Source organism: Streptomyces sp. NBC_01460 (genome assembly GCF_036227405.1).
Taxonomy (GTDB): domain Bacteria; phylum Actinomycetota; class Actinomycetes; order Streptomycetales; family Streptomycetaceae; genus Streptomyces.
Genome location: NZ_CP109473.1, coordinates 8,625,815 through 8,651,784 on the forward strand (window position 1 = coordinate 8,625,815; position 25,970 = coordinate 8,651,784).

The window sequence follows — 25,970 nt, forward strand, 5'->3', positions numbered from 1 at the left end:
GGAGCGCCCAGGGGCCCGGTGTCCGTTCGGTGCTGAACAGCTCTCGGGGAGTGGTCCTGAGCGCTGCCCCGGATCGGGCAGCGCCCCGCCCCGTACCGACCAGCGTCGATGCTTCGGCGCCCACCCCATCCCGACATCTTCCTCGGCTACGGTGCGCCGAGTCGAAGACCGGTGCGAAGAGGAATCTGTGATGAACACGGTGGGAGCCCCGATGGGCGCGGGCGCGATGAAGCACCGGCTGGGGGTGTCCGACGCAGTGATGATCGGCCTGGGCTCGATGTCGGGGCCGGGATCTTCGCGGCGCTCGGCCCGGCCGCCGGCGCCGCCGGTTCCGGGCTCCTGCTCGCCCTGGGCCTGGCCGCGGTCGTCGCCTACTGCAACGCGACGTCCTCGGCACGGCTGGCCGCCCTCTACCCGCAGTCCGGCGGCACCTACGTCTACGGCCGCGAACGCCTGGCCCCCTTCTGGGGCTACCTGGCCGGCTGGGCATTCGTCGTCGGCAAGACCGCCTCCTGCGCGGCCATGGCCCTCACCGTCGGCGCATACCTGTGGCCCGGCCAGGCGCACGCGGTGGCGGTGACCGCAGTAGTGGCACTGACCGCGGTCAACTACGCCGGGGTGCAGAAGTCCGTGCTCCTGGCCCGCGCCATCGTCGCGGTCGTCCTGGCCATGCTCGCCGCCGTAGCCGTCACCGCCCTGACCTCCGCTTCCGTAGACCCCGCGCGGCTGGACATCGGCGCGAACGCCACCGTCGGCGGCGTTCTCCAGGCGGCGGGTCTGCTGTTCTTCGCCTTCGCCGGATACGCCCGCATCGCAACCCTCGGGGAGGAAGTCCGCGACCCGGCCCGCACCATCCCGCGCGCCATCCCGATCGCGCTCGGCATCACCCTCGCCGTCTACACCCTCGTCGCCATCGCCATGGCCGTCCTGACCGTGCTCGGCCCGGCCGGGCTCGCGAACGCCACCGCTCCGCTGCCGGACGCCGCACGGGCCGCAGGCGCCGACCGGCTCGTAACCGTCGTTCGGATAGGGGGCGCCATCGCCGCGCTGGGCTCACTGCTCGCCCTGATCCTCGGGGTCTCCCGCACCACCCTGGCCATGGCCCGCGACCGGCACCTGCCGCACACCCTGGCCGCCGTCCACCCCCGCTTCGGTGTCCCGCACCGCGCCGAACTCGCCGTCGGCACCATCGTCGCCCTGCTCGCCGCAACCTCCGACGTACGCGGCACGATCGGCTTCTCCTCCTTCGGCGTCCTGGCCTACTACGCCATCGCCAATGCCTCCGCCTGGACCCTCACCCCAGAAGAGGGCCGACCGAACCGCCTCGTCCTCATCATCGGCCTCGCCGGCTGCGCGGCCCTCGCCTTCGCCTTGCCCCTGAGCACCGTCATCTCCGGCGCCGCAGTCCTCATCTTTGGGACAGCCGTCTACGGCCTTCGAAAGGCCACGACCAACAGCTCTCGCCATTGACACCTCTCATGTCGCCGCGACTGACAATCTGCTGTCGCCCGAAAGCAGATGTGCCGCCGTTCAGCGATGATCAACAGTCATCGGAGCCGTTGAGGTGCGTGCTGGCGGCTTCGACGAACGCTTTTGCCCTGTCCCAGCCGCTGATCTGTGGTGGTGAGTTTCCGCGGTGAGCACAGTGAGCCGTGGTGAGTGGACACGCCCTACGGCCGACAACTCCGGGGAGCGGACCTCTGCATAACGGCAGGTCACGCCCCGGTTTTTCCGTCGTGAGTGCTCAGACTTCCCCTCTTCTACCTGGCTGCCTGGCTCTGGGGGTGGGGTGGTGGTGGGCGGGCGTGGTCTCGGGGAAGGCGGGGACGGCGCTGCGCCCTGCCTCGCGGCCCGTCGCCGGGCTCCGGACCGGTGACCAGGCCGACGACCTGGTGGAGGGACCGGCCGGGCCCCATCGCAGCATGTCGGGCAAGTCCCCGCGCCGCGCCCTGCGGCGGGTGGTCGTACACAGGGAAGATGAGCGAGGAACAGACGTCATGGCATCCGGGCGAGGCCGTGCCGGAGAGCGGGAACTTTCATGTCTGAGTGAAGACCCCCTTGGCCTCACAGGTCGCACGCGCCTGATTGTCAGCCATTAGCGACACCTCACCGGGCACCGCCGCTGCCGGCCCGTCCGGCCGTAACCGAGAGACGGCAGAAAAGGTCCGTAAGGATTGCCGGAAGGCGGCAATGAAGCGGCGTGCCTCGCCGTTTCAGGATTCCGTCAAGTTGGGGGATCAGCGACAGGTGACCGGAGACGGCGCGCATGGCCGGTCCGATCACAGGGGAGGGGGTGGCGTGAGGCTGCAGCAGGCGGCGGGCGGGCGGCGCCGGGACAGCACGATCGGCGCCGTACAGGCCGAGTTGACGGTGCTGGTGGTGGGCGGAGCGGCCCTGGGAGCGCTGCTGCTGCGCCCCGATACGAGTCTGTTGGCCAAGGGGCGCGGGCCACTCGGCGCCAATGCCGTCCTCGTGGTCGGCCTCGCCCTGCTGTCACTCCTTGGCGGCCTGGCGCTGCGCGGGAAGTACAGGGAGCAGGTCGGGGCCGCCCGGGAACTCAACCCGGTGGAACAGCGGATGGCCGACGGCGTGAGTCGCATCCTGCTGGCCGCGACACTGCTCATCATGGTCCTGCACCAGTTCGGTCCACCCCGCAGCAGCCACGGGGACGACCACGAGTCGTTACCACCTCCCAGCCCGCAGCAAGACCCGCTACCCACCCCGCCACCCGCACAGCATGCCGAACACGCTGGCCACAGCATGCACTTCGGGCTGACGCGCACTCTGCTCGGTCTCGGCATCGCCCTGCTTGTCGTGGTCGTCATGATCGCCGGACTGCATCTGTGGCGGTATCTGACCCGGCCACCGGCACCCGAAGCCCCGGCGAGTTACGCCACACTCGACGACGAGCAGGAACGCCTGGCTCAGGCCGTAGACTCCGGGCGCCATGCCCTGCTGGACGGAACCGACGCCCGCGCGGCCGTCATCGCCGGCTATGCCGCCATGGAGGAGTCGCTCGCCGGCTCCGGCGTAACCCGGCGCGCCTCGGACAGCCCGCAGGACCTGCTGGAGCGGGCCGTCGCCGGCGGCTTGCCCACAGAGGCGGCCGCCGCCGCGCTCACCGCTCTGTTCCGCGAGGCCCGCTACTCCACGCACCCTTGAGTAACGGCGATCTGAGGAATTTGTGATTCGCTTCTCTTTCGAGGTACCGAACGCTGAGTCGGCCTGGCGTGATACCTGGGACAGGGCTTTCCAGGTCAACCCGGAGGCCATCAGCGAGATAGACCTCTGCTACAAGTACTTCGGGGTAAATGTCGAACTTGTGGTTGACGAGGTTGAGGTCGTCTCCAGCGACGGGCATGTGACCCTCGTCGATCTAGCCCTGTCTCTTTGCCACGCATTGAGCCGTCTCTCGGCAGGAGAAGATACGGCGATCGGCTTCACGGAAGATGATGAAGTAATGCGCTTGCGACGCGAGGCTGATCTAGTCGCAATCACGTCATCGAAGCATCAGTGGCAGGTCTTCGTGGAACAGGAAGAGCTCGTTGGTGCTTTCGTCGACTTCCTGCGAGAGGCACATGATCGTCTGACCGTGAATGTCCCCGGACTGGCCGATAACCCAGTAGTTCAGCGGTTCTCGCCGGAATGGCTGGACTCGACGCCAGGCGAATAGAGGGTGAAATCACAGGGGCCCCGCTGGAATGTTCCAGCGGGGCCCCTGTGCCGTTTGACGGCAACGGTGACGGCAACGTCAGCGGACGACGGCTGCGGAGGGCGGCTCGTCGGTCGTGCCGAGGGTGTCGATGGCCTGGCGTTGGAGGCGGAGTCGGACGTGGGTGTAGACGCCGATGTGGGCGTGGCCGAGGAGTTCCTTGCTGACGACGAGGTCGACGCCTTGCTCCAGGAGCAGGGTCGCGGTCGAGTGCCGGAGATCGTGGAAGCGGATCGTCCGGAGTTCCGCGCAGTGGAGGAGGCGCCGAAAGCGGCGGGTGAGGTTGGTGGGGTCGAGCGGCCTGCCCTTCGAGGTGGTGAAGAAGGGAGCAGCCGTTTCAACGCCGCCACCCCGACGAGCATCCGCTGCGGCTCCTCGCGGTCTGTCCAGCGACCCGGCCCGACCCGGCCCGACCCGGCCTGGCCCGGGCGGAGTGGCTGCGGCTAGGAGTCGGGTTGTTCGGTCTGCGGGGCTATGGAGCTCGCGGTCGACTCCTCACATCGAACAGGTAAGCTCAGTTATCTGATCAGACTTGCATGGGTGGTGGGTGTGCCGATAGCGTCCAAGCGCGGCAACGCCCAGATCCGAGGAGGCAGGCCATGCTGCTGACCACCGGCCAGGCCGCTGAGGAACTGGGCTGTGCGATCACCACTTACCGGCGTCTCATCAGGGCAGGCGTACTGCCCGAACTTTCCCGGCGTGGTGTTCGCGTGATGACGCCGCTTTGGGTCGTCCAGGCACTGCAGAAACGCGCCCCTGCACTCGTGGACCGCCTGGACGCCGGCCTGCTCGGGGTCCTGCGTGTCGACGCAGCACGCCAGGTCCACGACAACGACCGAAACTGGGCCGGCTACGCGGCAGGTCTTGGCCCCGATGACCTGCTCAAGGGCTTGAGGGGCTGGTGGCGCTGTGACGCCGCGAGCGTGGCAGCCGGGGGGGTGCTGCCGGTGACAGTGTCGGGCTACGTGGTGGCCGTCCTTACCGGCCTGGACAGGTGGGAGAAAGACGACGGGGGACGGCACGCCTTTCCGGACGCAGTCCTGGCCGGACACATCACCGACCTGGCCACCCCTGTAAAGCGCCTGACCGCACCGCAGCAAAATGACCGGGACATTGCGGATCTCCTTCTGGGGGGCCGCTTGCCCTCGCAGTCGAGCGGCGCGATCGCGTACGTCTCCACTCGTAGCAGTTCCGCCAACTGACCTGCAGGCACAAGGGATCGTGATGGACGCAAAGACCTACACCGCACAGCTGGCCGAGCTGCGTGCCCTGCGCGACGACATCAAGAAGACCCAGGCCACCCTCGCCAAACTCGAGACCGACCGTGCCCGGCAGATCACCGCGCTGGCCGGATACGAGAAGGCGAAGGCGGAGCGCATCGCGCCCGCGGCCGGACTCAGCCTCGCTGACGTCGTGGCGATCGCCCCGATCCTTGCCCCCGACCAGCTCACCAACGCTGCACCAACAGCCCAGACCGCCGCAGCTGTCTCACCGCCAGTGCCCGCCAGGGAGACAGCACCGCCCAGCGGGACCGGACACGGACAGACCCCGCCCCAGGCGGGCACGGCCGCCCCGGCCATGACCCGCCCCAGCCCCGAACCGGCAGCGGAATCCGAACAGCCCGCAGCCCCTTCAGCGCCGCCTTCTGAGCCGGCCCCTGGCGCAGCCGCTCCTCTCGCGGCCCATGGGGCGCAGCGCACCCTGCCCGGCATCCCGGAAGGCCCTGACGGGGACCGCTGGTTCGCCCACACGGCGAACCTGGCCTCCACGCACCCGAACTTCACCCAGCAGGCCCGCAGCACCGTCTTCTTCGACACCGAGGCCGGTGTGCTGGTCCACCGCGACCAGACGTTCCGCCTCGACCTGCCGACCGCCAGCGCCGCAGAAATCCTGAACGCCGTCTTCCACGCCCTGCCGGACGGCGTCGAGCGGATCTACATCACCGCGGGCGCCCCCTGGCACCGCCAGGCCGACCAGTATTCCTTCCTCAAGGACGCCGTCGGAGCCTGGCTGAACGCCCCCACACCCGGCTGGCGCACGGACACCGGCCGCGGCAAGGACCGCATGGCCGGCCACTTCGTCCACCCCCGCAACCCTGTGGGCCGCTACCAGCGCGAACACGGCGAACAGCATGTCGAGATCCGATCGGCGGGGGAGTGGTTCGACACCGAGGGCACCGAGCCCGCCGTCATCCGCGACGCGTTCGTCCTGCTGTGGAAAGCCCTGCGCCGCCACTGGCCCGACGCCGTCCTGATGGGCTCACCGTCCCAGACAGGCCGGGACCTGTGGACCCGGACCATCCCCACCAAGGGCCAGTACACCGACGGCTACCCCGTCCTGTCCGAAGAGCTGCGCGGCCTCTTCCACGCGACCGCCGGACAGGGACGCACCGAACTCATCACCCCGCCCCGTGTCCCTGAGCAGCTCCCGGCCCTGGTCGAGTACGACCGGACCTTCGCCTACGCCAAGCACACCTGGAAAGCCGGCATCGGCACCCCCCGCCGTGTCACCGCCGCCAGGTTCGCCGCCTGGTCGGAAAAGGAACAGGCCAAAGCGCTGTTCGCCTGCGGGCACTGGCACGTCCGCGTCACCGTCCCCCAGACCTGGGACCACGTCGGCATTCTCCCCGCACCCGCCCCCGGCGACCGGGCCTGGCACTACCCCGCCACCCCCGGCACCACGTTCACAACCTGGGCGGGCGGGCCCGAAATCCACACCGCTCTGTCCAACCCACGCAGCCCGTGGAAGGTCGAAATTCTCGACGGCATCCTCTTCGACGACGGCAAGCCCCTGGACGACTGGTCCAAGAAGCTCAAAGAAGCCTGGTCCTCCCTCACCGCCCAGGCCGACCTCAACGGCGATCCCGCCCAGCGCACCGCCGCACACCTCGCAGCCCGGGCGGTGCGCGCCATCCTCCTCTACGGCATCGGCGCCTTCGCCCAACGCCCCCGCACCGTCACCGGCACCACCCCCCGCACCGCAGAACGTGACGTCCCCACCGATGCCGAGATCATCGGCTTCGACGACCAGACCATCACCTGGCAACGCCCCACCGGCTTCACCCGCGACCCCAACGCCCACCCTGAATGGGCCGCCCACATCTGGTCCTCCGCCCGAGCCGCCCTGCTCTCCCAGCGCCACCGCGACGACAACACCTACGCAGGAGCCCTCCACGCCCCGCCCGGCAGCGTCGTCGCCTTCCGCACCGACGCCGTCTACCTCACCCAGCCCCAGGCCTGGCCCTACCACGGCCAGCCCGGCGACTACCTGAACAAGGGCCACCTCACCGGCCACCTCACCGCCCCCACCACCGAAGACGAACTCCTGACCCTGCGCGACAAGGGCCGCACCACACCGCAGACCGCGAGTAACAACGAGGGCTCCTGATGCCGCCCCGCCGCCGACGCGCCCCCGCACCACAACTCAACGACGCAGCCCAGCTCGCCGACCAGCTCCAGGCAGCCGGCTATACCAAACGCGACATCGCCCACATCATCAACCGCGACCCCTCCCTCGTCTCCCAGTTCTACACAAAGAACAAAGGCGCAGCCTTCGTCCCCGCCCTCACCCAGGTCCTCGCCGCTGTCCAGAGCGCAGGTATCACCGACACCGCCGAACTCGCGGCCATCGCCGCCGGGCACATCACCCGGCGCACCACTGCCGCCGGCACCAAAGCCCGCGTCCGCACCAAAGCACTCCTGATCACGCCCACCGGCACCGGCACCGGCCGCGCCGGAGCACAGGCCATCGCCTCCGGATCCGCACGACTGCGCCCCCTGATCGCCGAAGCCGCCCGTCAGGGCCTGCGCCTGGCCTTCACTGTGCGCCTTGCCAGGAGCGGCTACGTCCACGCCTCCGGAAGCCGCACCGACTCGCCCGGTATCCGCCGCGACGTCATCCAGCGCACCGACCACACCGAAGAGCGCTCCTACGGATCCGCTGCCACCGGCGGGTTCGATGCTGCGGACTTCGCCCGCCGAGTCGACCAGAGCGCCGGAGACGTCACCGCAGCCATCCACCAATGGCTCCTCGACACTGGCCGTGTCCACCCTGGCGCACACATCACCCACTTGGAGATCCGCACCTGGCGCCCCCGCTGAGCCGATCCCAGTTGCCTGTGCCCCGACCTGCTGCCTCACCAGAGCTCCTAAAGGTTGTTGCAGAAGGGTGGGTGTGGGCGGGCCGGGATGGCGTTTGACCTGCTGGTTCAGCCTGTCATGGCGAGGTTGTGCATCGTGGCGACGGCTTGTACGGCGTGGTGGAGTCCGTCTCCTTTCTGGCGGCAGTCGCGGAGGATTTTCCAGTTCTTCATGCGGGCGAAGGTGTGCTCGACGCGGGCGCGGACGCGCCGGTGTTCGGCGTTGTCCTCCTCCTGGCCGCGCAGAAGTGGGCGTCCGGCTCTTCTGCGGTGCGGGACGATCAAGCCGGTTGCCAGGTAGGCGCCGTCTGCGATGACCGTTGTCCCGGCCGCGACGGCGGGCAGGTCCGTTTCTCGCCAGGCGTGGGCATCGGCCGTGTTCCCGGGGACGGGCGGCCTGAGGCGATCACCAGGCGGCTATCCGCATCGATGATGACCTGCACGTTCGCCGAGAACCGATAGTTACGGGAGGACGCGGCGACCTTGCGGTCGCGGACCGGGACGAGGGTTCCGTCCACGATCCACAACCGTTCGACATCCGCGACGGGCCGGCGCCGGCTCCAGCGCAAGAAGCGGCCGCAGACGATGGATGACCCGGCAGACGGTGGCCGGGGAGATCCCGAAGAGCGGGGCGAGCTGGCGCATCGTGAGGTTGGTCCGGTAGTAGACGGCCACCAGGAGGACCCGGTCCGCCAGAGGCAGGCACCACAGGCGCCCTCCACCGGGACCATTTCCGCCCCGCTCCCGTACTACCTTCACCAACTTCTCGAACCGGCCCATCCGCAAGCCAGTGAACGTCTCCACCCACAACGACTCAGCCCGCAACACCCCACCCATACAAGAGGAATGCCCTATCCCAGACCTTCTGCAACAACCTTTAGGCCGTGTATCGAAAGTGGATCTTGAGTGACGGATGATCTCTGAGCATGGGGCGGGGAAATCTCACGGACGAGCAAGTGGGCAGTGCTGGAGCCGTTGTTGCCGAAGGGCACGAGAGCGGGGCGGCCACCTGTTTGGTCTCGGCGGCAGCTGATCGACGGCATAAGGTTCCGGGTTCGGACGGGTGTTCCGTGGCGGGACGTACCCACCGAGTACGGGCCATGGGGTCGGGTTTACGACCTGTTCCGCCGGTGGCAGCGGGACGGCAGTTGGCACCGGATCTTCACCCAGCCTCAGTCCCAGGCCGACCTGAAAGGTGCGATTACCTGGGACCTGAGCGTTGACTCCACGGTATGTCGCGCCCATCAGCATGCGGCTGGGGCCCGGAAGCTGGGCGATCTGCAGAAGGAGCCGCCGGGCGGTGTCTTCACCGAGCCTCGTGATCACGGACTTGGACGTTCGCGCGGCGGATTCACTACCAAGCTGCACTTGGCCGTCGAGCAGGGCCAGAAACTGATGTCGATCGTGGTCACAGCCGGGCAGCGTGGAGACTCTCCGCACTTCAAGCTCGCCCACGTCCTGGACGAGGTCCTCGCCGGGGCGTTTACCCTGCGTGGTCTGACCGACGTTTCGCTTGAGAGGCCGCCGCCGCACCAGCGGGCAGCCCGCTGGTGCCGTGCTCTCGCGAACGTCACGGGAGCACGGGGCGTGGGTGGCGGGCCCGCCCGGCGGGGCCAGGGGCAGGACGAGGACGGGAGGCGGGGCCGCGGAGAGCGTTCAGCAGAGTGAAGAGCAGCAAGTAGATCATGGACATTGTGGAGGCGTACGACCTCACCGGCAGCTATCGGGCGGCAGCCGAGCTGGCTGGCTGCGACCACCAAACCGTGGCCCGCTATGTGCAGCCGTGTGAGCAAGGTGAGCGTCCTGTCGGGCGAACCCGTAGGGCCCGCCCGATCGGCCCCTATCTTGAGAAGATCGAGGAACTGGTGGCTGTGGCTCGTGGCCGGATCCGTGCGGGCATCGTGCACCGACGGATCACGGCGATGGGGTTTGCCGGGGTCGAGCGCACCACACGCCGCACCGTCGCCGAGGTCAAGTCCCGGTGGCGCACGGAGCACCACCGGGTCTACAGGCCCTGGCTCCCAGAGCCGGCGCTCTGGCTGCAGTTCGACTGGGGCGAGGGTCCACGTCTCAACGGGCGCCGCACATCTCTGTGGTGCGCGTGGCTGTCCTGGTCTCGGTTCCGGGTCGTGATCCCCGTCTTCGACAAGACGCTGCCCACCATCGCGGCTTGCCTGCAAAGCCGTTGCCATACCGATCATGGAGTCTGTCGATCGAACGGGAGTCTCGATCGGGTGATCGCGGGCTCTGCCCGGCATGAGAGCAGGGCCTGGCGGTATACGGGGAAAATCCAGGGGAGGGGACGGCCGCGCGCTGCTACGGTCGGGCGCCATGAGCTGGCTTCCCGATGACTTCGTCCACCCCGTCCTGGTACCGCTGCCGGGCGGTGGCCATCACCTGCGGCCGATCCGGGAGGCGGACACCCCGCTCGACTATCCGGCTGTGATGGGTTCACGCGAGCGGCTGTGGACCATCTTCGGCCCGGCCTGGGGCTGGCCCGCGGCCACCATGACCTACGAGGCCGACCAGGCCGACCTGTTGCGGCACGAGAAGGAGATCGCCGCACACCAGTCCTTCAACTACGCGCTGTTCGACGCGGCGGAGACAGCTCTGCTCGGCTGTGTCTACATCGACCCACCGGAGAGGGCCGGCGCGGACGGCGAGATCTCCTGGTGGGTGGTGGATGATCTGGTGGGCAGCAAGGTCGAGCAGGCCCTCGACGCGCTGGTGCCGCAGTGGATCGCCGCCGACTGGCCGTTCGAGCAGCCTCGCTTCCTCGGCCGCGAGATCTCCTGGTCGGACTGGCTTGCCCTGCCGGAGCATCCCGACACGTAAGTGTCTGTTGCCCGTACCGATCTCGAAGGCTGTCGATCGTCCGGGAGTCTTGATCGGGTGACTGCGGCGGCTTACGCGCGTGAAAGCAGGGCCTCCTGGGCCCTGTTGCGAAAGTGAGTGCTGAGGTGCGCTAGCTACGGAGTTGGGGGAGTTGCCGGTTGTGCCCCTGCTGCCCGAAGGATCTCGGCAGTGTCAGGGTGAGGGCCGCTGTTCGCCCAGTCCAGCGGGGACTTGCCTGTGCCGTGGTCTTCGCGAAGGTTGGGATCGGCGCCATGCGTCAGCAACTGCCGGACCGTTTCGGTGTGCCCCCAGCAGGCGGCTGCGCAGAGCGGTGTGCCCTCAGAGCCGAGGCCGCTGCTTTCGGTGTCGGGAGAAGCCCCGGCTTCGATGAGCAAACGAGCTATCTCGGCTTCGCCCTGCACTGAAGCCAGGTACAGCGGAGTGGTGCCGTCACTGTTCCGTCTCTCTGGACGTGCTCCACTGCGCAGCAGGGCCTTCGTGCGCATGGCGTCACCTGCCAGGACTGCTTCGAAGAGGTGGCGGGAGAGCTTCTTCTGCCGGCGCTGCTTCATAGCCGGTGAGGCTAGCGATTACGAGTACGCCGGAGCCATTCATATCCATTTGTTGATCGCCGCGACCAGCACAGTGGCTTCGTAGCGGACGGCGGGTTTGTTGTATCTCGTGGCCACGGCTCGGTGTCGCTTGAGGCGATTGATCCCGCACTCGACCGCGTGGCGCTCGCGGTAGTCGGCCGGATCGAAATGCGGCGGCCGGCCGCCACGGGAGCCGAGCTTCTGGCGGCTGCGTGCCTGGTCTGCCTTGTCGGGGATGGTGCAGCGGATCCCGCGTCGGCGCAGGGAGGCGCGGTTTTTGCGGGAGGCGTACGCCCTGTCGGCCCGCACGTGATCGGGGCGGTCGCGTGGCCGGCCCGGCCCGATGCGAGGCACGCGAACCTTCTCCAGCACGGGTTCGAACTGCGGTGAGTCCCCGCGCTGCCCGGCGGTCACCACGATCGACATGGGCTTCTGGCCTTGCTCGACGGCCAGGTGCAGCTTGGTGGTGAACCCGCCGCGCGAGCGTCCCAACCCGTGATCATTGGCTCGGTGAACACACCGCCCGGTGGTTCCTTCTGCAGATCACCCTGCTTGCGGGCCCCGGCCGCATGCTGATGAGCGCGGCACACTGTGGAGTCGACGCTCAGTTCCCACGTGATCGCGCTTTTCGCGTCGGCCAGGGACTGGAGCCGGGTGAGGATCCGGTGCCACGTGCCGTCCCGCTGCCACCGGCGGAACAGGTCGTAGACCCGGTTCCACGGTCCGTATCCGACCGGGATGTATCGCCACGGCACTCCGGTTCGGACCCGGAACCGTATGCCGTCGATCAGTTGCCGTCGAGGCCAGATCGGTGGCCGCCCCGCCCTGGCACCCTTCGGCAACAGTGTTTCCAGCACCGCCTGCAACTGGACCCCCGAACGCCGCCAGGCCTATGCCAACGACCTCGGCTCCAAGCGGTCCCTAGCGCCGTCACCGCGAAGACCAACCGCTCCAAGGGCGACAAGGACCCCGACCAATGGCTGCCCCCGGCCCAGGGCGCCCGTTGTATTTATGCTGCTGACTGGACCGCCACCAAGCTCCGATGGAAGCTGAGCGCCGATCAGAACGAACGAGGCGCCCTGCTCGAGCTGGCGAAGGACTGCCCCGACACCACAGTCGAGTTCGAGGAGGCAGGGCAGTAGGGCGGACCCGGCATGGTGGCTGATCCGCGCAGTCTGCCGACTACCCGTCAGGAGGGTGGGCCAGGGCGCAGGCGCGGGTTCAGGGCGTCAGCACCAACTGCACCCGCACCTGCCTCACCTGCTGTGGTGAGATCCCGTGGTGAGCGTGACGCGCACGTGGTGAGTGGACCCGGGGCGTGGTGAGTTTCCGGCGGGCCACTCACTACGGCAGGTTAGCGGCGGGTGCGACCACCCCACCACGACCCGCAGCGAGGCTATGAGCCGAGCTTCATCCGACGGCCCGAAGCGCGTTTCGGGCGGCGCCGTTTACCGCCCAAACATCGCACGCCTCGTTGAACTGAAAGAGCATGACTCCTTCACCATCAGCGAACTGCACGGCTTGTTTGGTGTATCCCCGCCTACTGTAGAACAGCAGGTCGCGCTCTCGTCCCTGCCCGGCGGCCCCAACGAGCATTTGTACCGCTGGACGGCCTACAGGCCGTGCAAGCATCTTGACCTGGGCGACCCCTCTGGTCGCTTGCACATCGATGCCCCCATCGCTGCCGGGGCCTGTCTCCCGGGCGTCGGGATAGCCGATCAGCTGCATGTGCGCCATGGCCAGGAACTCGGCATCCCTCCAGTGGGTGATGACCACGGCGGCCGGAGGGGCCGGTTTGATCTCTGGTTGCCGACGGGCTTGACTGACGCGGACCAAATCGCGCAGAAAGGTCCACCCGAGAGGTGCGATGGCCAGCCCGAGGAACGGAGCAACGGCCCACAGCGTGTATTCGCCATCTGTCCTGGAGAACTCCACGCCCCCCTTGCCCATGAGCCAGAGACCAACCGCAAGGAGCAGCAACCCAACGCAACCTTGCTTCCAAACTGCGCTTCTGAACTCCTTGTCTCCTTCTGGGTCTTGCATGGGTGCTTGAGCACGTTGAACAGACATGTTCCCCCGCGGATGTCGAAATCTTGATCGATTCTGCCAGCAGCGGGAACAGTGCGAGCGGTATTGGCCACGCCGCACAGGCGTACCGCCGGCGATGAGGGTGCCCTGGGTGGTGCCAACGGTCCAGGCGACTGCCATGCCGCTTATGGCGGGCGGTCCGTGCCGACGCCGAACGCCACGTCAGCCTTGTGTGCCCGGTGTGACTGTGAGGTCGCGGCCAGCGCCCTTGAGCGCCTTCTCTTCTGGTACCTGGAGGGGAGTCTTGCTTCGCGTACCTGTTCAGAGGTACGACGAAGGTCGTTTATCGGGAAAGCCGTCCGTAACACCCGTCCAGGTGGTTACCGTCTGCGTCTATGCGGATCTTGCACACCTCGGACTGGCATCTCGGCCGTCAACTGCATCGGGTGTCCCTCCTCTCGGAGCAGCGCGCCTTCCTCGAACATCTGCTGGGCACGGTGCGCCAAGAGCGCGTCGAGGCGGTGGCCGTGGCGGGCGACGTGTTCGACCGTGCCATCCCCCCTCTGGACGCGATCGACCTGTTCAACTGGGTCCTGGGAGAACTGGCCGACCTGCAGGTTCCCCTGGTCATGATCAGCGGGAACCATGATTCACCGCGCCGGCTGGGCGTCAACTCGCGGCTGATCGAGCGCGCGGGAATCCACCTGCGTACCAGCGTGGAGGACTGTGGCCGCCCCGCAGTTCTGCACGACGAACACGGACCGGTCGCCTTCTACGGTCTGCCCTACCTCGAGCCCGGCCTCGTCCACACGCATCTCGGGGCCGAGAAGCCCAGCCATCACGCTGTGCTCAGCGCGGCGATGAACAAGGTCCGCACCGACCTTGCGGCCCGCCCGGCCGACACCCGCTCCGTCGTCCTGGCCCACGCCTTCGTGACCGGAGCCGACACCAGCGACAGCGAGCGTGACATCACCGCCGGCGGCGTCCCCTCGGTCAGCGCCTCCGTGTTCACCGGAGTCGACTACGTGGCACTGGGGCACCTGCACCGATGCCAGCAGATCAGCCAACGCGTCCGCTACAGCGGCTCCCCGCTGGCCTACTCCTTCTCCGAAGCCGACCACCCCAAAGCCACCTGGCTGATCGACCTGGGCGCCGGCACCGACCTGACGGCCCGCAAGATCCTGTGCCCCGTGCCCCGCCGCCTGCGCCAGCTGACCGGCATGCTGAACGACCTCCTCACCCAGCCCGAGCACGCCGACTACGAGGACTGCTGGCTGCACATCACGCTCACCGACACCGACCGGCCCCACATGGCCATGGAACGTCTGCGAGAGCGGTTCCCCCACACGTTGAAGCTGAGCTTCTCCCACCCGCGGGACAACGACACCCAGTCCTACCGCTCCCGCGTCAACGGCCGCAGCGACCACGAGATCACACTCGGGTTCCTCGACCACGTCACCGGCGTCCCCGCCACCGTCCCGGAGCAGAACCTGCTGCAAGACGGACTCGAAAGCGTCCGTACCGCAGCCGCCGCACGAGAGGCCAGCTGATGTACCTCCACCACCTGACCGTCCAGGCCTTCGGACCCTTCGCCCGCACAGAAGCCGTCGACTTCGACACCCTGACCAGCAACGGCCTGTTCCTCCTGCGCGGAGACACCGGCGCAGGCAAGACCAGCATCCTGGACGCCGTCTGCTTCGCCCTCTACGGCACCGTGCCCGGCATCCGCCCCACCCACCGCCTGCGCAGCGACCACGCCCCCACCGACACACGCACCCACGTCATCCTGGAGTTCACCGCCGCAGGCCGCCGCCTCAGGATCACACGAAAGCCCAAGCAGACCTACCCCAGCAGACGCGCCAAGACCGGCACCGCCACCGCCGAAGCCACCGTCGAACTCCACCAGTGGAGTGACACCGACGGCGTCACAGGGTGGGAGCCGGTCAGCGCTAACCACCAGGACACCGCCAGAGAGATCGAAGCATCCCTGGGGCTGTCCAAAGAACAGTTCTGCCAGGTCGTCCTCCTGCCACAAGGCGACTTCGCCACCTTCCTGCGGTCCGACGCCAAGGACCGCACCGTGCTGCTGCGCCGCCTCTTCGACACCGGACGCTTCCAGGAACTCCAGGCGTGGCTCACCGACCGGAGCAAAGCCACCAAGAAGGACCTCGACGACGTCACGGCCACCCTGCAGCACCTCAGCGAACGCATCCACCAGGAAGCCGGCCCCCTCCTCCACCAAGACGGCACCAGCACCGACGAGGCCGCCCTACCCGACACCCAGGACCCCGCCGACCTCCTGCCCCGGGCCCAGCACCTGCGCACCCTCGCCGTCAACGCCCACACCGAGGCGGTGGCCGACGAGGAACGCAGCGACACCGAACACCAGCACGCCAAGACCGAACACCAGCACACGCACGAACTCGCAGGCCGGCAGACCCAGCACGCCCAAGCCCAAGCGCGCCGTACAGCACTCGACGACAAGGCCGCCCACCACCCACACCTGCGCGACGAACTCGACAACGGCCGGCGCGCCGAACCGCTGCGCCCCCTCCTGGAGGCCGTGAAGCACACCTCACGTGCCCTGGACACGGCCACGACAGCCGAAGACCAGGCCCGCACCCAGCTGCCCGAAGAAGACCGTCGCACCGGCATTCCCCAGCTGCAGGCCACCCTGGAACAGCACCACGCCGACAGGGGCCGCGTCGAAGGGCTGCTGCCGGACGAGCAGCGCCACGCACAGCTCGGTGCCCAGATCACCGAGCTCGGCACCGAGGCAGAGCAGGCGCAAGCCGACCTCGAGGAAGCCGGGCAATGGCTGGCCGCATGGCCTGACCTGGAGGCCGAACACACCAGCCTCCTCGGCGACATGACCAAAGCCGCCGACCAGGTGCCGCAACACGAACAGGTCATCCAGACACTCAACGCCCACCTCAAAGCCGCACGCCTCCGCGACACGCTCACCACCGAACTCGCTTCGGCCGCACAAGCGGAAACCGATCGTGCCGCTGAAGCCCTCGAAGCCAGAACGCGGTGGCTCGACCTGCGTGAACGCCGCCTAGAGGGCATGGCCGGCGAGCTGGCCGCTGAACTCATCGACGGTGCGCCGTGCTCGGTCTGCGGCTCGCCCGACCACCCGAACCGGGCCCGACTCCTTCCCGACCAGCCCACACGTCAGGACGAGGAGAAGGCCCGCGCCCTTTACGAGCAGGCCGACACGCTGCACACTCAGGCCGGCGGTCGCCGCAACGAGCTCGCCACCCAGCATGCCGAAGCAGCCGGAGCAGCGGGCCCCACTCCCAGCGACGAGCTCAAGGCCCAGCTCAAATCGGCCAAGGCAGCCCACCGGGCCGCATGCGACGCCGCCGGCGCACTGCCCGCAGCCCAGGAAACCCTGACCCACCTCCGCACAGAGCACGACACCCGCACCCAGCAGCGCCAACAAGCCCAGGACCGCGTGACCGAATGCCTGGCACGCATCAAAACCCTGGCCCAGCAGCAGAGCGCTCTCGCCGACACCCTTGCCGCAGCACGCGGCACCGCCACCACCCTCGGCGAGCGCATCACCGAACTCACCCGCACCGCCAAAATCCTGTCCGGCGCGATCGACGCCGCCCAGAAGGCAGCCGACGCAACCTCCCGCCACCATGACGCTACGACCACCGCCACCACTACCGCCCACGACGCGGGGTTCCTGACTCTCGAGGAGGCAACCGCCGCCCTCAAGGACCCGCAGTTCCTGGACCAGTGGAGCCAGGAACTCGACCAGTGGGGCAAGGACGACGCCGTCGTCACCGACCTCCTGAAAACCCCGAACCTGCAGGAAGCCGGCCTCCAGCCCCCCGCCGACCTCCCAGCAGCCGCCAAAGCCCTGCTCGAGGCCGAAGATCGCATGAAGAAGACTGCGGCCACCCGCCAGCAGGCCGGCCACCGGGTCACCGCTCTGACCGATTTGATCTCCACCCTCACAGCCCGCCTCAACGACCTGGAACCCCTGCAAGCCCGCCACGCCCTAGTTGATCGCCTGGCCGGCATCGCCTCCGCCACCACCACCGCGAACACCCTCAGCATGGAACTCGAGGCCTACGTCCTGGCCGCCCGACTCGAAGAGATCGCCGAGGCAGCCAACATCCGGCTCCAGGCCATGACCTCGGAGCGCTACCTCCTCCAGCACACCGCCGACAAGGACCAAGGCCGACGCGGACGCCTCAAGTCCGGCCTGGGACTGAGAATCCTCGACACCTGGACCGGCACCGAACGCGAAACCTCCACCCTCTCCGGCGGCGAAACCTTCACCGCCTCCCTCGCCCTCGCCCTCGGCCTGGCCGACGTCGTCACCCAGGAAGCCAGCGGCCGCCCCCTGGGAACCCTCTTCATCGACGAAGGCTTCGGCACCCTCGACGAACAGAACCTGCAAGAAGTCATGGACGTCCTGGACCAACTACGCGCCGGGAACCGCGCGGTGGGCATCGTCAGCCACGTCGCCGAACTCAGCCGCCGAATCCCCAGCCAGCTCAACGTCCTGAAAAACCGCAACGGCTCCACCCTCCGCCCGCTCATCAGCACCGATCTGTAACGTCAGACCCACCGCACAGAAAACCCACCAGCACCCCCGCCGCACCCGCGGCACGCAAGAAGACCATCCCGAACCAGAACCGGCCAGGAGAGCATGCAGAGCACCGCGATCGAACTCCGCCCCCACCAGAAAGAAGCCGTCACCGCCGCGGTCAAAACGCTGCGCACCCATCCGCGGGCAAGCGTGATCGCCGCATGCGGCACCGGAAAAACACTGATCGCCGCCCGCACCACCGCCCGCCTCACCCCCCGCGGGCGGGTCCTGGTCCTCGTCCCGACACTGGACCTGCTCTCCCAGACGGTGCGCTCCTGGCACACGGCCGGCCACAAAGGCCCGGCGGTAGCCGTCTGCTCCGCCCGCCAGGCCATGGAACACCCCTCCGCCGGCAACCTCCCCATGACGACGAAGCCCGCCGAGCTGTCCGAACTCGCACCGCCCACCGGCCCGGTGACCGTCTACGCCACCTACGCCTCCCTGCCCACCGTCATCGCCGCCCACCGAGACCACCACCTGCAGCCCTGGGACCTCGTCGTCGTCGACGAAGCCCACCGCACCGCCGGCCGCCTCGGGAAAGCCTGGGCCGGGATCCACCACGACGACCAGGTCCCCGCCACCCGCCGCCTCTACCTCACCGCGACCCCCCGCATCTGGGACCCCGACACCGACCACAGCGACACCCCCGTCGCGTCCATGGACGACGAAACGCTCTTCGGCCCCGTCGCCTGGCGCCTCACCCTCTCCGACGCCATCGACCTCGGCCTCCTCGCCGACTACCAGATCCTCGTCCCCGTCATCCAGAACACCGACCTGCGCGACTGGCTCGCTACCAGCCCCGGCGCCGGCGCCGACGGCCTACGTCTCGCCGGACACCAGGTCGCCGTCCTCAGAGCCATCCACGACCACCAGCTACGCCGCGTCCTGACCTTCCACCACCGCGTCCAAGACGCCCGCGCGTTCGCCACCACCCTCCCCGACACCGCAGCCGCCCTCCCCACCCATCTGCAGCCCCAGGGCCTGTGGTCCCAGTGGATCAGCGGCACCCACCCGCCCCGCACCCGCCGCCGCATCCTCCTCGACTTCGCCACCCATACCCACCCCGAACAACCCGCCGTCCTGTCCAACGCCCGCGTCCTGGGCGAAGGCATCGACGTCCCCGCCATCGACGCCGTCGTCTTCGCCGACCCCAAGAACAGCCCCGTCGACACCGTCCAAGCCGTCGGCCGCGCACTGCGCCAGACCCCCGGCGCCGGCAAAAAAGCCACCCTCGTCGTGCCCGTCTACCTCACCCCCGACGAAGACCCCGACGACCTCCTCGGCGCCGACGCCTACACCCCCCTGTGGCGCACCGTCCAAGCCCTGCGCGCCCACGACGAACGCCTCACCGCCCGCCTCGCCGACCCCCGCACCCACCGCCCCACCCTCGGCACCGAAGACCCAGGCGCCTGGCTCCACTTCGAACGCCCCACCCAGCAAGAAGAAGTCGCCCTCGCCCTCACCCTGCGCGTCCTCAACCCCAAAAGCGCCGAATGGCGCCGCGGCCTCACCGCAGCCCGCCGCTACCACCGCACCCACCACCACCTCGACGCCCCCCAGACCCACGAAGACCCCGACGGCTACCCCCTGGGCCGCTGGCTCACCTGGCAACGCCACCTCCACACCACCGGCGCCCTCGACCCCGCCCGCACCCACGCCCTCGAACGCCTCGGCATCATCTGGAACCCTCAACAGCACGCCTTCGACCGCGGCCTCGTCCACGCCACCGTCTACGCCGCCGTGCACGGCCACCTCGCCGCCCCCGTCGACCACCACCAGGACGGCTTCGCCCTCGGCCGCTGGCTCGCCACCCAACGCAAACGCGCCGACACCCTCACCCCCGCCAGATCCCAGGCGCTCCAAGACCTTGACCCGTACTGGAACCCGCCCTGGCCACTGACCTGGCACCGCACCTACCACGCTGCCCGCAGACACCAGGAAGCCGGAAACCAGCTGACCGACGTGCCCCGCAACTACACCACCGAAGACGGGCACCGCCTGGGGGAGTGGCTCCACCACCAGTGGCTGCACCCCGAACGCCTGCACTCCACCCAGCAACAGCTCCTGGCCGGCCTCAGCCTGACCCAGAACACCGGACCGTCCCCTAAGAAACGCAAACCACCCGCCCGCAAGCCAGACCAGGGCCTGGCCGCCGCCCGCGCCTTCCACCAGCGGGAGGGTCACCTCGAGGTTCCTCAGCGCCACGTCGAACACCTCGACGGAGAACCCGTACGACTCGGACAGTGGATCAGCAACACCCGCCGCCGCAAGGAACGCCTGCCCGCCGACCGGGTCCACGCACTCGACGCTCTCGACATGCGCTGGTAGACGCACCTTGCCGGCGGAGCGGGATGCCGTTCAGATCCGTCGGCCGGCTCTCGCCGCAACCGTTGAACGTCCCGTGATGTGTGCACGGCAGTCCCAGGTGACAACCGAGGCGGGACCTTTGAGGTCCGCCAGCCCCCAGGGCGAAGTACGCAAGCCAGGCAATCGAAGGCACCGCTGCGCCCCCACGTCTGGGATTGCAAGGTGCTACGACGCCGAACTCATGGATTTCCGCCACGGAGCGCCCTCGTCCTTACAGGCCCCTAACCCCTGGTGGGCACCCCTCGGGCGCCCGCCTGGGGCTCATCCACGGTTCGAGGCTTCGCCGGTCTTCCTGCTGCGCCTCCCGCAGGTGCCGACCTCAATTGTCCGCCGCGAGCCGGGCCGCGATCCGCGATTCGTCGAGTCGCTCCTGGCCGGGGTAGCGGACGGTTGACGCAGATCGGCGGCCGCAGCAGATAGGCCACCACCGAGGAGTCCAGCCCGCCGGAGAGTAAGAGAGCGAAGTCGCAGGAGGGGCCCCTGAGCGGGACCTGCTCGGCCAGGACGACGGAGAACTTCGCCAGAGCCTCGCGCAGGTCCCGGTGAACGGCTGCCGGTCGGCAAGGCGCCAGTAGACATGCTGGTCCAGTGAGCCGGGGCGATGTCGAAGGACAGCAGGGGCGCGTGGGGCCAGTAGCCGGATGCCCTGGAAGGGGGTGTCGACGCCCACAGGCGACTCGATCGCCATCACCTGGGGCCGTAGAGCCGGTCTCGGAGGCCCGGGTAAACCTCACTGGGAGGCACGAACTGATCAAGATCAGGCCGGGCCGCACGGCAGGTGAGTATGGTGTTGCGCGTCAGCGGGACCGCGTTCCTACGCCGACGGACAGCTGGCCGGGGGACTTTATGTGCATGAGGTAGCCATTGAACGACAACGACAATTCGTCGTGAGCCGTTTGCGAGGCACTCGTGCGTGACTATCTCCTCGTCCTGTGCGTGACGGCTGCCGCAACATACCTGCTGACAGGACCGGTACGAAAGTTCGCCATCAAGGTGAGGGCGATGCCGGAGATCCGGGCACGTGACGTGCATCGGGAGCCCACTCCGCGGCTCGGCGGGATCTCCATGTTCCTCGGCCTGTGCGCGGGCCTGCTGGTTGCCGGTCGCCTCACTGGTCTTGGCGCGGCCTTCGATACATTCGATCAATCGCGGGCCTTGCTCTCAGGGGCAGCACTGATCTGGTTGTGCGGCGTGCTGGACGACAAGTTCGAGCTCAGCTCCCTGATCATGCTGGGCGGCCAGACAACTGCTGCCGGCGCGATGGTCATGCAGGGGATGACGATTCTGTGGTTGCCAGTCCCGGGCGTCGGCACGGTCGAGCTGACCCAGTGGCAGGGCGCCCTCCTGACGGTGCTGCTGGTTGCCGTCTCGAAGAGCGCGGTCAACTTTGTGGACGGTCTCGACGGTCTCGCGACCGGCATGGTGTGCCTTACGGCGGTCGCGTTCTTCTTGTTCGCCTGCCGCGTCCGGGCGTCGAACGGCATCGAGACCGCCGCCCCGGCCATGCTGTTCGCGGCCATCTTGATAGGAATGTGTCTGGGCTTCTTGCCGCATAATGCGCACCCGGCGCGGATTTTCCTCGGCAACTCCGGCTTGATGCTGCTCGGCCTGGTGCTCGCCGCGGGCACTATCTCGATGACGGGGCAGGTCGATCCGGGCACACTGAAGTCACTCGCTGGGTCCGAGGACGCAGCCGTGCGTGAAATGCTGCCGGTTTGTCTTCCGCTGCTGCTTCCGCTGTTCATCATCGCGTTTCAAGCCGCCGACTTGGCGCTGATGATTGTCCGCCGCACGCGGAAGGACAGGTTGTCGTACCCGGTCGACCGAGGACACCTGCACCATCGCCTGCTGGAGATCGGCTACTCCCACAACCGAGCGGTGCTGATCGCGTACTCCTGGTCGGCGCTGGTCGCGTCCGGGACGCTCGCCTATGCCGCGAGAGACGGGTTCATGTGGTTCATGACGGCGGCGACACCCTCGGCTGGGGGGACCTCCCCGCCGTCCCTGGCAAACCGTTCACCGCGGACAGCATGCTGCTCTTCCAGATGGCCGCACCGCGTGACGCTTTCGCCACCCTCTTCACGGCACTCGCCACTGCCACGCTCCGTGGCCCGGTCGTCGCCACGCACTCACGTTACGACCGTGCCACAGAGTTCTGGCACCTCCGCGCCGGACGCCGCCCCGGCATAGGCCACTCCGGCATCGGCATCGCACCTGCTCCACTCTTCAACGCAACGCTTGCTCCCCGCCAACCGCCGCTATCCTCACCACGCCCTGAACCACCGCTTCGTCAACCTCGACGCCAGCGAACACTTCGTGCGGGGCCGCAGACTCAATCCGGCAGGAGCACACTCCGACCATCTACGGCCGGAGTCCGCTGCTGCTCAGCCGCGCCGAGCACTCCCGCTAAGCTCGGTGCGGGACCGGAAGGCACGGCGGGGCGTGGTAGGCACCGTAAACAGCAGCGTGTTCGTACACGACCTCCGTCAGGCCGCGGTAGACGTGTCCCTGCCCGATCAGCTCTTAGCGGGTAAGACCAGCGCGGTCCAGGGCGACGTACCTGGTCCCGTGGGACCGGAATAGCGGATGACCGCCCGCCGCCCCGCCCGGGGACGCGCACAGCCTCGGCCACGCACAGCAGGCCTACACCGGCGGCGAGGTGCTCCGCAGCGTCAGCGCCATCGTGTGGGTGGTCTCCGAGCTGATGGACTGGCTCGCCGCCCGCCCCTGGGTCCTGCCACTTGTGCTGCCTCGGCGGGCCTGCTGACCAGGCCGTTGCGGAGGCCGGGGCGACAGGCTGAGGTGTACGGCGGTGGTCAGGCAGTGCGCAGGCCGGCCGCCGCCGCCATCTCCCGGACGCCGGCGGTGCGTGGGTAGCGGCCGTAGACCTCGGCCGCGATCTGTCGGATCGCGGGGCGGTCGCGCAGTTCGCTCAGAGAGACCTGAGCTGCGGAGAGGAGCTCGGCAGCCGTCTGTTCGGGCTTGCCCCACTGCCACCAGGCCCGGGCAAGATCTGTGTGCATCCTGCCGCGTCGCTCCGCGGTCTTGAACTGTCCCGGCCTCAGTCCCCGGCCCGCTTCGAGTGCCGAGCCCGCATCACCCAGGGCCCAGTGCACGCTGACGGCGTACAGGTCCACGGATGCGGGAGTGACGGGGAACAGCCGTCCCGCCGGCGCCTCGTCAGGCAGGTCTCGGGCGGCCCTGGAGGCATCCTGAATCAGGCTGAGGGCCTGCGGCCGGTCTCAGGCGACCGCCGCGGTGTAGGAGGTCGTGCAGAGCATCTGTGCGAATGCGGAGGCCTGCGCGTCGCTCTTCAACCCGGTCGCTCCAACCCTTGCGACTGCGTCGAGGATGAGGCGCTCCGCTGCTGCGGGCTGGTCCTGATGGCGGAGCACGATGCTCAGCTCACGGGCCGCTGCTGCGGCGGCGAGAGGGGAATCGGACAGCTCGGCGTAGACGGTGGCCCGATCGGCGGTGAGGCGGGCCTGGTCGTAGCGACCGACCTTCACCAGCACCTGCGAGGCGAGACTGTAGGTGGAAGAGAGCCGCGCGTACGCCAGAGCGGAACGGGTTCGACGAACGCCGTCGTGGCCGTCGCCGATGAGTTCCGGGAGCGTACGCAGCAGCTGTTCATTGCGCCCAGCGTCGAACGCGGCTCGGGCGGCGGCCAGGCGCTGGTCGAGGGGGACGGGCGAGCCGGTGGGGTCGGGTGTGTTCGCCAGGGCTGTGTCCATCCCAGCGAGCAGTCCGACCGGTGCGGCCAGGCCTGCCGCAGCGAGCAGGGTACGGCGGCGCATGGGGTCCTCCTCCACTCGTGGACCTACCGCCGTCACTCTAGTGGTCGCAGGTTCCGTTAACCCCAGAGACTCCGCTAGGACATTTGCAGGCATACCGACCATGAGGGCTGCCTGCTTGAGAAGTCGCAGGTCAGCGCGGCTCCCACGCTGTTCTAGCCGGGAGACCGTGGAGGCCGAGCAGCCGATCCGTCTGCCGAGATCGGCCTGCCGCCACCCCAACCGGTCCCGGCCCAGCCGGATGAGTCCACCGAGGTCACGGGCAGAGGCGAGTCTGCTCACCTGCGGCGAGTCCCACGAGGGTTCAACGGTACGCATCGCGCCTCCATCGGCCGAGCGGTCACGGAGAGCCGTCTCCCCACGGTAGGCGTTCTCCCGGCCCGCGTATACGGCGTGTGCAGGACGTGCAAACGGCTTGCGCACCACGGGCGTTGACCCCCGCGACCCAGCTGTTCGCGGTGTCCTCTTACCAACGCCCCCAGCCGGGGGCCGGCCCAAGGAGACCCACGATGACCGCGATCCTTGAGACCCCCGTCCGTGGAACCACCGACCCCCTCTCTCCCGCCCGCAGCCCGCATGACTACATCGGCGACACCCAGTGGGCGAAGCTGGTCGGCCTGCTCATGCGGGACTACCCCTTCGACTCCGTCATGGCCGAGCGCGTCCTCGGCCAGGCCGTCGCCTACCTGATCACGGCCATGGAGAACAAGGGCCGCGGCCTCGGCATGGGGCCGGGCAAGATCGTCGACATCGGCGTCCACATGGTCATGCTCGACACGGTCGAGTACTTCGCCCTGTGCGAGCGGTTCAACGGGGGTGCCTACATGCACCACGTGCCCGAGGTCGAGATGAAGGGCGACGGCTCCGTTGCCCGCACGGCCGACATCCTTGCTGCGGCCGGCTGGGACGTGGACCGGCCCCTGTGGGCAGCCGACTCGTCAGCCTGCACGCCGTGCCGACCCGGCGAGGACGGCCACTGACCATCGGTCACGGCCCCGCCCGGAGCTCCCGGCCGGGCGGGGCCGGCGTCACGCGGACGAGTGCAGATCATGCATGGCCACAACGTCGATCATGAGGAGCGGGCCAGTATGTGCCCGTGACTCCAACCTCACCGACCTCAACGGCCGCTTCCGACCTCTGGCACCACTACGGGGCATCGGCCTCGCCGGACCGTCCAGCGCTCACCAGGCTGCACTGGGACTGGTACCAGCGCACGGGGCCAGGCGAAGAACTCCTAGGCGACGTCGTCGATCGCGACGTCGCCGAGCTCGGCGCTGGATCGGCCTGCCAGGCCGCGTACGTGGCCCGGACCATGGGACCGGCTCGCGTCATCGCACTGGACAGCTCCGAAGCGCAGCATGCCCGCAGCACGGCCATGCACGGTGACGTCCCTCGCCTGGAGCTGGTCCACACCGACGCAGCGACGTACCTGTCCGATCGCCCAAGCACTCTCGATGTGGCCTACTCGCTGTTCGGCGCCGTGGACTTCTGCGATCCGCACGTGCTGCTCCCCGCGGTCGCGGCGGCCCTCAGGCCGGGCGGTCGACTGGTCTTCTCCACGCTCGGCCACTACAAGAACGGCACTCCGCCGGCCACCGAGTGCCAGCCAGCTGATGTTCCTGCCCGCCTCGCGGACGGCACCGCCAGCACCATGCAGCGGTGGGTGCTCGACACGCCCGTGTGGGAGAAGTTGCTGGACGGGTACGGATTCGAGTTGCTGAGTTGCGACGTGATTCGCGACCAAGGCCCGGAGGGGGCCACGCCCATGACGACCACTGTCTTTCGGGCAAAGAGCAGTCGGCCGTAGGATGGCCCAGGTCAAGCGCAAAATGGGTCCCCCTCAATTCCTCTGAGGGGGACCCGTTGCGTTCACCGCGGATTTCTACACCGCGGC

General features: G+C 68.5%; 17 protein-coding genes and 7 pseudogenes. 16 read left to right on the top strand and 8 right to left on the bottom strand.

Going from position 1 to position 25,970, the window contains the following annotated elements:
• The first annotated feature begins 190 nt into the window (after positions 1-190).
• The 3 genes and pseudogenes from OG488_RS38405 (at position 191) to OG488_RS38415 (ending at position 3,673) form a co-directional block, all read left to right on the top strand.
• A pseudogene (locus OG488_RS38405) lies at positions 191-1,470 on the top strand (APC family permease).
• An 828-nt stretch (positions 1,471-2,298) separates the two neighbouring features.
• Positions 2,299-3,162 carry a DUF4129 domain-containing protein gene (locus OG488_RS38410; RefSeq protein WP_329238278.1) on the top strand — a complete coding sequence of 288 codons (864 nt, stop codon included), beginning with the start codon at positions 2,299-2,301 and terminating at the stop codon, positions 3,160-3,162.
• A gap of 22 nt (positions 3,163-3,184) precedes the next feature.
• The gene (locus tag OG488_RS38415) at positions 3,185-3,673 is read left to right on the top strand and encodes a hypothetical protein (protein ID WP_329238281.1); all 489 of its coding nucleotides are present in this window, start codon (positions 3,185-3,187) and stop codon (positions 3,671-3,673) included.
• 78 nt (positions 3,674-3,751) lie between these two features.
• Here the strand turns inward: OG488_RS38415 and OG488_RS38420 are convergent.
• A pseudogene (locus OG488_RS38420) lies at positions 3,752-4,033 on the bottom strand (tyrosine-type recombinase/integrase); the annotation flags it as partial.
• Between the two features lie 278 nt (positions 4,034-4,311).
• Here OG488_RS38420 and OG488_RS38425 point away from each other — a divergent pair.
• Genes OG488_RS38425 through OG488_RS38435 form a run of 3 tightly spaced genes read left to right on the top strand, consistent with a single transcriptional unit; the run spans position 4,312 to position 7,812 of the window.
• Positions 4,312-4,914, top strand: coding sequence for a DNA-binding protein (locus OG488_RS38425; protein WP_329238283.1), 603 nt, complete (start codon positions 4,312-4,314; stop codon positions 4,912-4,914).
• Between the two features lie 22 nt (positions 4,915-4,936).
• Positions 4,937-7,099: a hypothetical protein gene (locus OG488_RS38430; protein ID WP_329238286.1), complete on the top strand. Its 2,163-nt coding sequence runs from the start codon at positions 4,937-4,939 to the stop codon at positions 7,097-7,099.
• Complete coding sequence (locus OG488_RS38435; RefSeq protein WP_329238288.1) at positions 7,099-7,812, top strand: helix-turn-helix domain containing protein; 714 nt, start codon at positions 7,099-7,101, stop codon at positions 7,810-7,812. The genes OG488_RS38430 and OG488_RS38435 overlap by 1 nt, the downstream gene beginning before the upstream one ends.
• Positions 7,813-7,919: 107 nt before the next feature.
• Here OG488_RS38435 and OG488_RS38440 read toward each other — a convergent pair.
• A pseudogene (locus OG488_RS38440) lies at positions 7,920-8,687 on the bottom strand (transposase family protein).
• A gap of 89 nt (positions 8,688-8,776) precedes the next feature.
• On the opposite strand from OG488_RS38440, the pseudogene OG488_RS38445 reads away from it, so the two are divergent.
• The 3 genes and pseudogenes from OG488_RS38445 to OG488_RS38455 form a co-directional block, all read left to right on the top strand.
• Positions 8,777-9,296 (top strand): annotated as a pseudogene (locus OG488_RS38445) (IS5 family transposase); the annotation flags it as partial.
• 239 nt (positions 9,297-9,535) lie between these two features.
• Positions 9,536-10,033 (top strand): annotated as a pseudogene (locus OG488_RS38450) (IS21 family transposase); the annotation flags it as partial.
• 148 nt (positions 10,034-10,181) lie between these two features.
• Positions 10,182-10,685, top strand: a complete 504-nt coding sequence (locus OG488_RS38455) for an N-acetyltransferase (protein WP_329238294.1) — start codon at positions 10,182-10,184, stop codon at positions 10,683-10,685.
• A gap of 134 nt (positions 10,686-10,819) precedes the next feature.
• Here OG488_RS38455 and OG488_RS38460 read toward each other — a convergent pair whose 3' ends face one another.
• Both OG488_RS38460 and OG488_RS38465 read right to left on the bottom strand, forming a co-directional pair.
• The gene (locus OG488_RS38460; protein ID WP_329238296.1) at positions 10,820-11,257 is read right to left on the bottom strand and encodes an ankyrin repeat domain-containing protein; all 438 of its coding nucleotides are present in this window, start codon (positions 11,255-11,257) and stop codon (positions 10,820-10,822) included.
• Between the two features lie 39 nt (positions 11,258-11,296).
• Positions 11,297-12,144, bottom strand: a protein-coding gene (locus OG488_RS38465) for an IS5 family transposase (protein WP_329238299.1) whose coding sequence is annotated in 2 segments (ribosomal slippage) — positions 11,297-11,823 and positions 11,823-12,144 — 849 coding nt in all. Because the reading frame shifts where the segments join, the coding sequence is not laid out codon by codon here.
• Between OG488_RS38465 and OG488_RS38470 the strand changes: the two are divergent.
• A pseudogene (locus tag OG488_RS38470) lies at positions 12,137-12,420 on the top strand (HNH endonuclease); the annotation flags it as partial. The gene OG488_RS38465 and the pseudogene OG488_RS38470 sit on opposite strands and share 8 nt — an antisense overlap.
• 268 nt (positions 12,421-12,688) lie before the next feature.
• On the opposite strand, the gene OG488_RS38475 reads toward OG488_RS38470, so the two are convergent.
• Positions 12,689-13,258 carry a restriction endonuclease gene (locus OG488_RS38475; RefSeq protein ID WP_329238302.1) on the bottom strand — a complete coding sequence of 190 codons (570 nt, stop codon included), beginning with the start codon at positions 13,256-13,258 and terminating at the stop codon, positions 12,689-12,691.
• 443 nt (positions 13,259-13,701) lie between these two features.
• Here OG488_RS38475 and OG488_RS38480 point away from each other — a divergent pair, with 443 nt between their 5' ends.
• From OG488_RS38480 to OG488_RS38495, 4 genes are all read left to right on the top strand, one after another.
• A complete protein-coding gene (locus OG488_RS38480) occupies positions 13,702-14,856 on the top strand; it encodes an exonuclease SbcCD subunit D (protein WP_329224688.1) in 1,155 nt (384 codons plus the stop codon).
• Positions 14,856-17,882 carry an SMC family ATPase gene (locus OG488_RS38485; protein ID WP_329224687.1) on the top strand — a complete coding sequence of 1,009 codons (3,027 nt, stop codon included), beginning with the start codon at positions 14,856-14,858 and terminating at the stop codon, positions 17,880-17,882. Before OG488_RS38480 ends, OG488_RS38485 begins: the two co-directional genes overlap by 1 nt.
• Positions 17,883-17,975: 93 nt before the next feature.
• A complete protein-coding gene (locus OG488_RS38490; RefSeq protein WP_329224685.1) occupies positions 17,976-20,243 on the top strand; it encodes a DEAD/DEAH box helicase in 2,268 nt (755 codons plus the stop codon).
• A gap of 948 nt (positions 20,244-21,191) precedes the next feature.
• Positions 21,192-22,472: a glycosyltransferase family 4 protein gene (locus OG488_RS38495; protein ID WP_329224683.1), complete on the top strand. Its 1,281-nt coding sequence runs from the start codon at positions 21,192-21,194 to the stop codon at positions 22,470-22,472.
• A gap of 626 nt (positions 22,473-23,098) precedes the next feature.
• Here the strand turns inward: OG488_RS38495 and OG488_RS38500 are convergent.
• The 3 genes and pseudogenes from OG488_RS38500 to OG488_RS38510 all read right to left on the bottom strand — a co-directional run.
• Positions 23,099-23,419 (bottom strand): hypothetical protein, encoded by a 321-nt coding sequence (locus tag OG488_RS38500; RefSeq protein ID WP_329224681.1) that lies wholly within the window; start codon positions 23,417-23,419, stop codon positions 23,099-23,101.
• Between the two features lie 105 nt (positions 23,420-23,524).
• Positions 23,525-24,079 carry a hypothetical protein gene (locus OG488_RS38505; RefSeq protein WP_329239314.1) on the bottom strand — a complete coding sequence of 185 codons (555 nt, stop codon included), beginning with the start codon at positions 24,077-24,079 and terminating at the stop codon, positions 23,525-23,527.
• 90 nt (positions 24,080-24,169) lie between these two features.
• Positions 24,170-24,394 (bottom strand): annotated as a pseudogene (locus OG488_RS38510) (helix-turn-helix domain-containing protein); the annotation flags it as partial.
• A gap of 191 nt (positions 24,395-24,585) precedes the next feature.
• On the opposite strand from OG488_RS38510, the gene OG488_RS38515 reads away from it, so the two are divergent.
• Together OG488_RS38515 and OG488_RS38520 are read left to right on the top strand one after the other, a co-directional pair.
• Complete coding sequence (locus OG488_RS38515) at positions 24,586-25,056, top strand: hypothetical protein (RefSeq protein WP_329224679.1); 471 nt, start codon at positions 24,586-24,588, stop codon at positions 25,054-25,056.
• A gap of 110 nt (positions 25,057-25,166) precedes the next feature.
• Complete coding sequence (locus OG488_RS38520) at positions 25,167-25,883, top strand: class I SAM-dependent methyltransferase (protein WP_329224677.1); 717 nt, start codon at positions 25,167-25,169, stop codon at positions 25,881-25,883.
• The last annotated feature ends 87 nt before the right edge of the window (positions 25,884-25,970 follow it).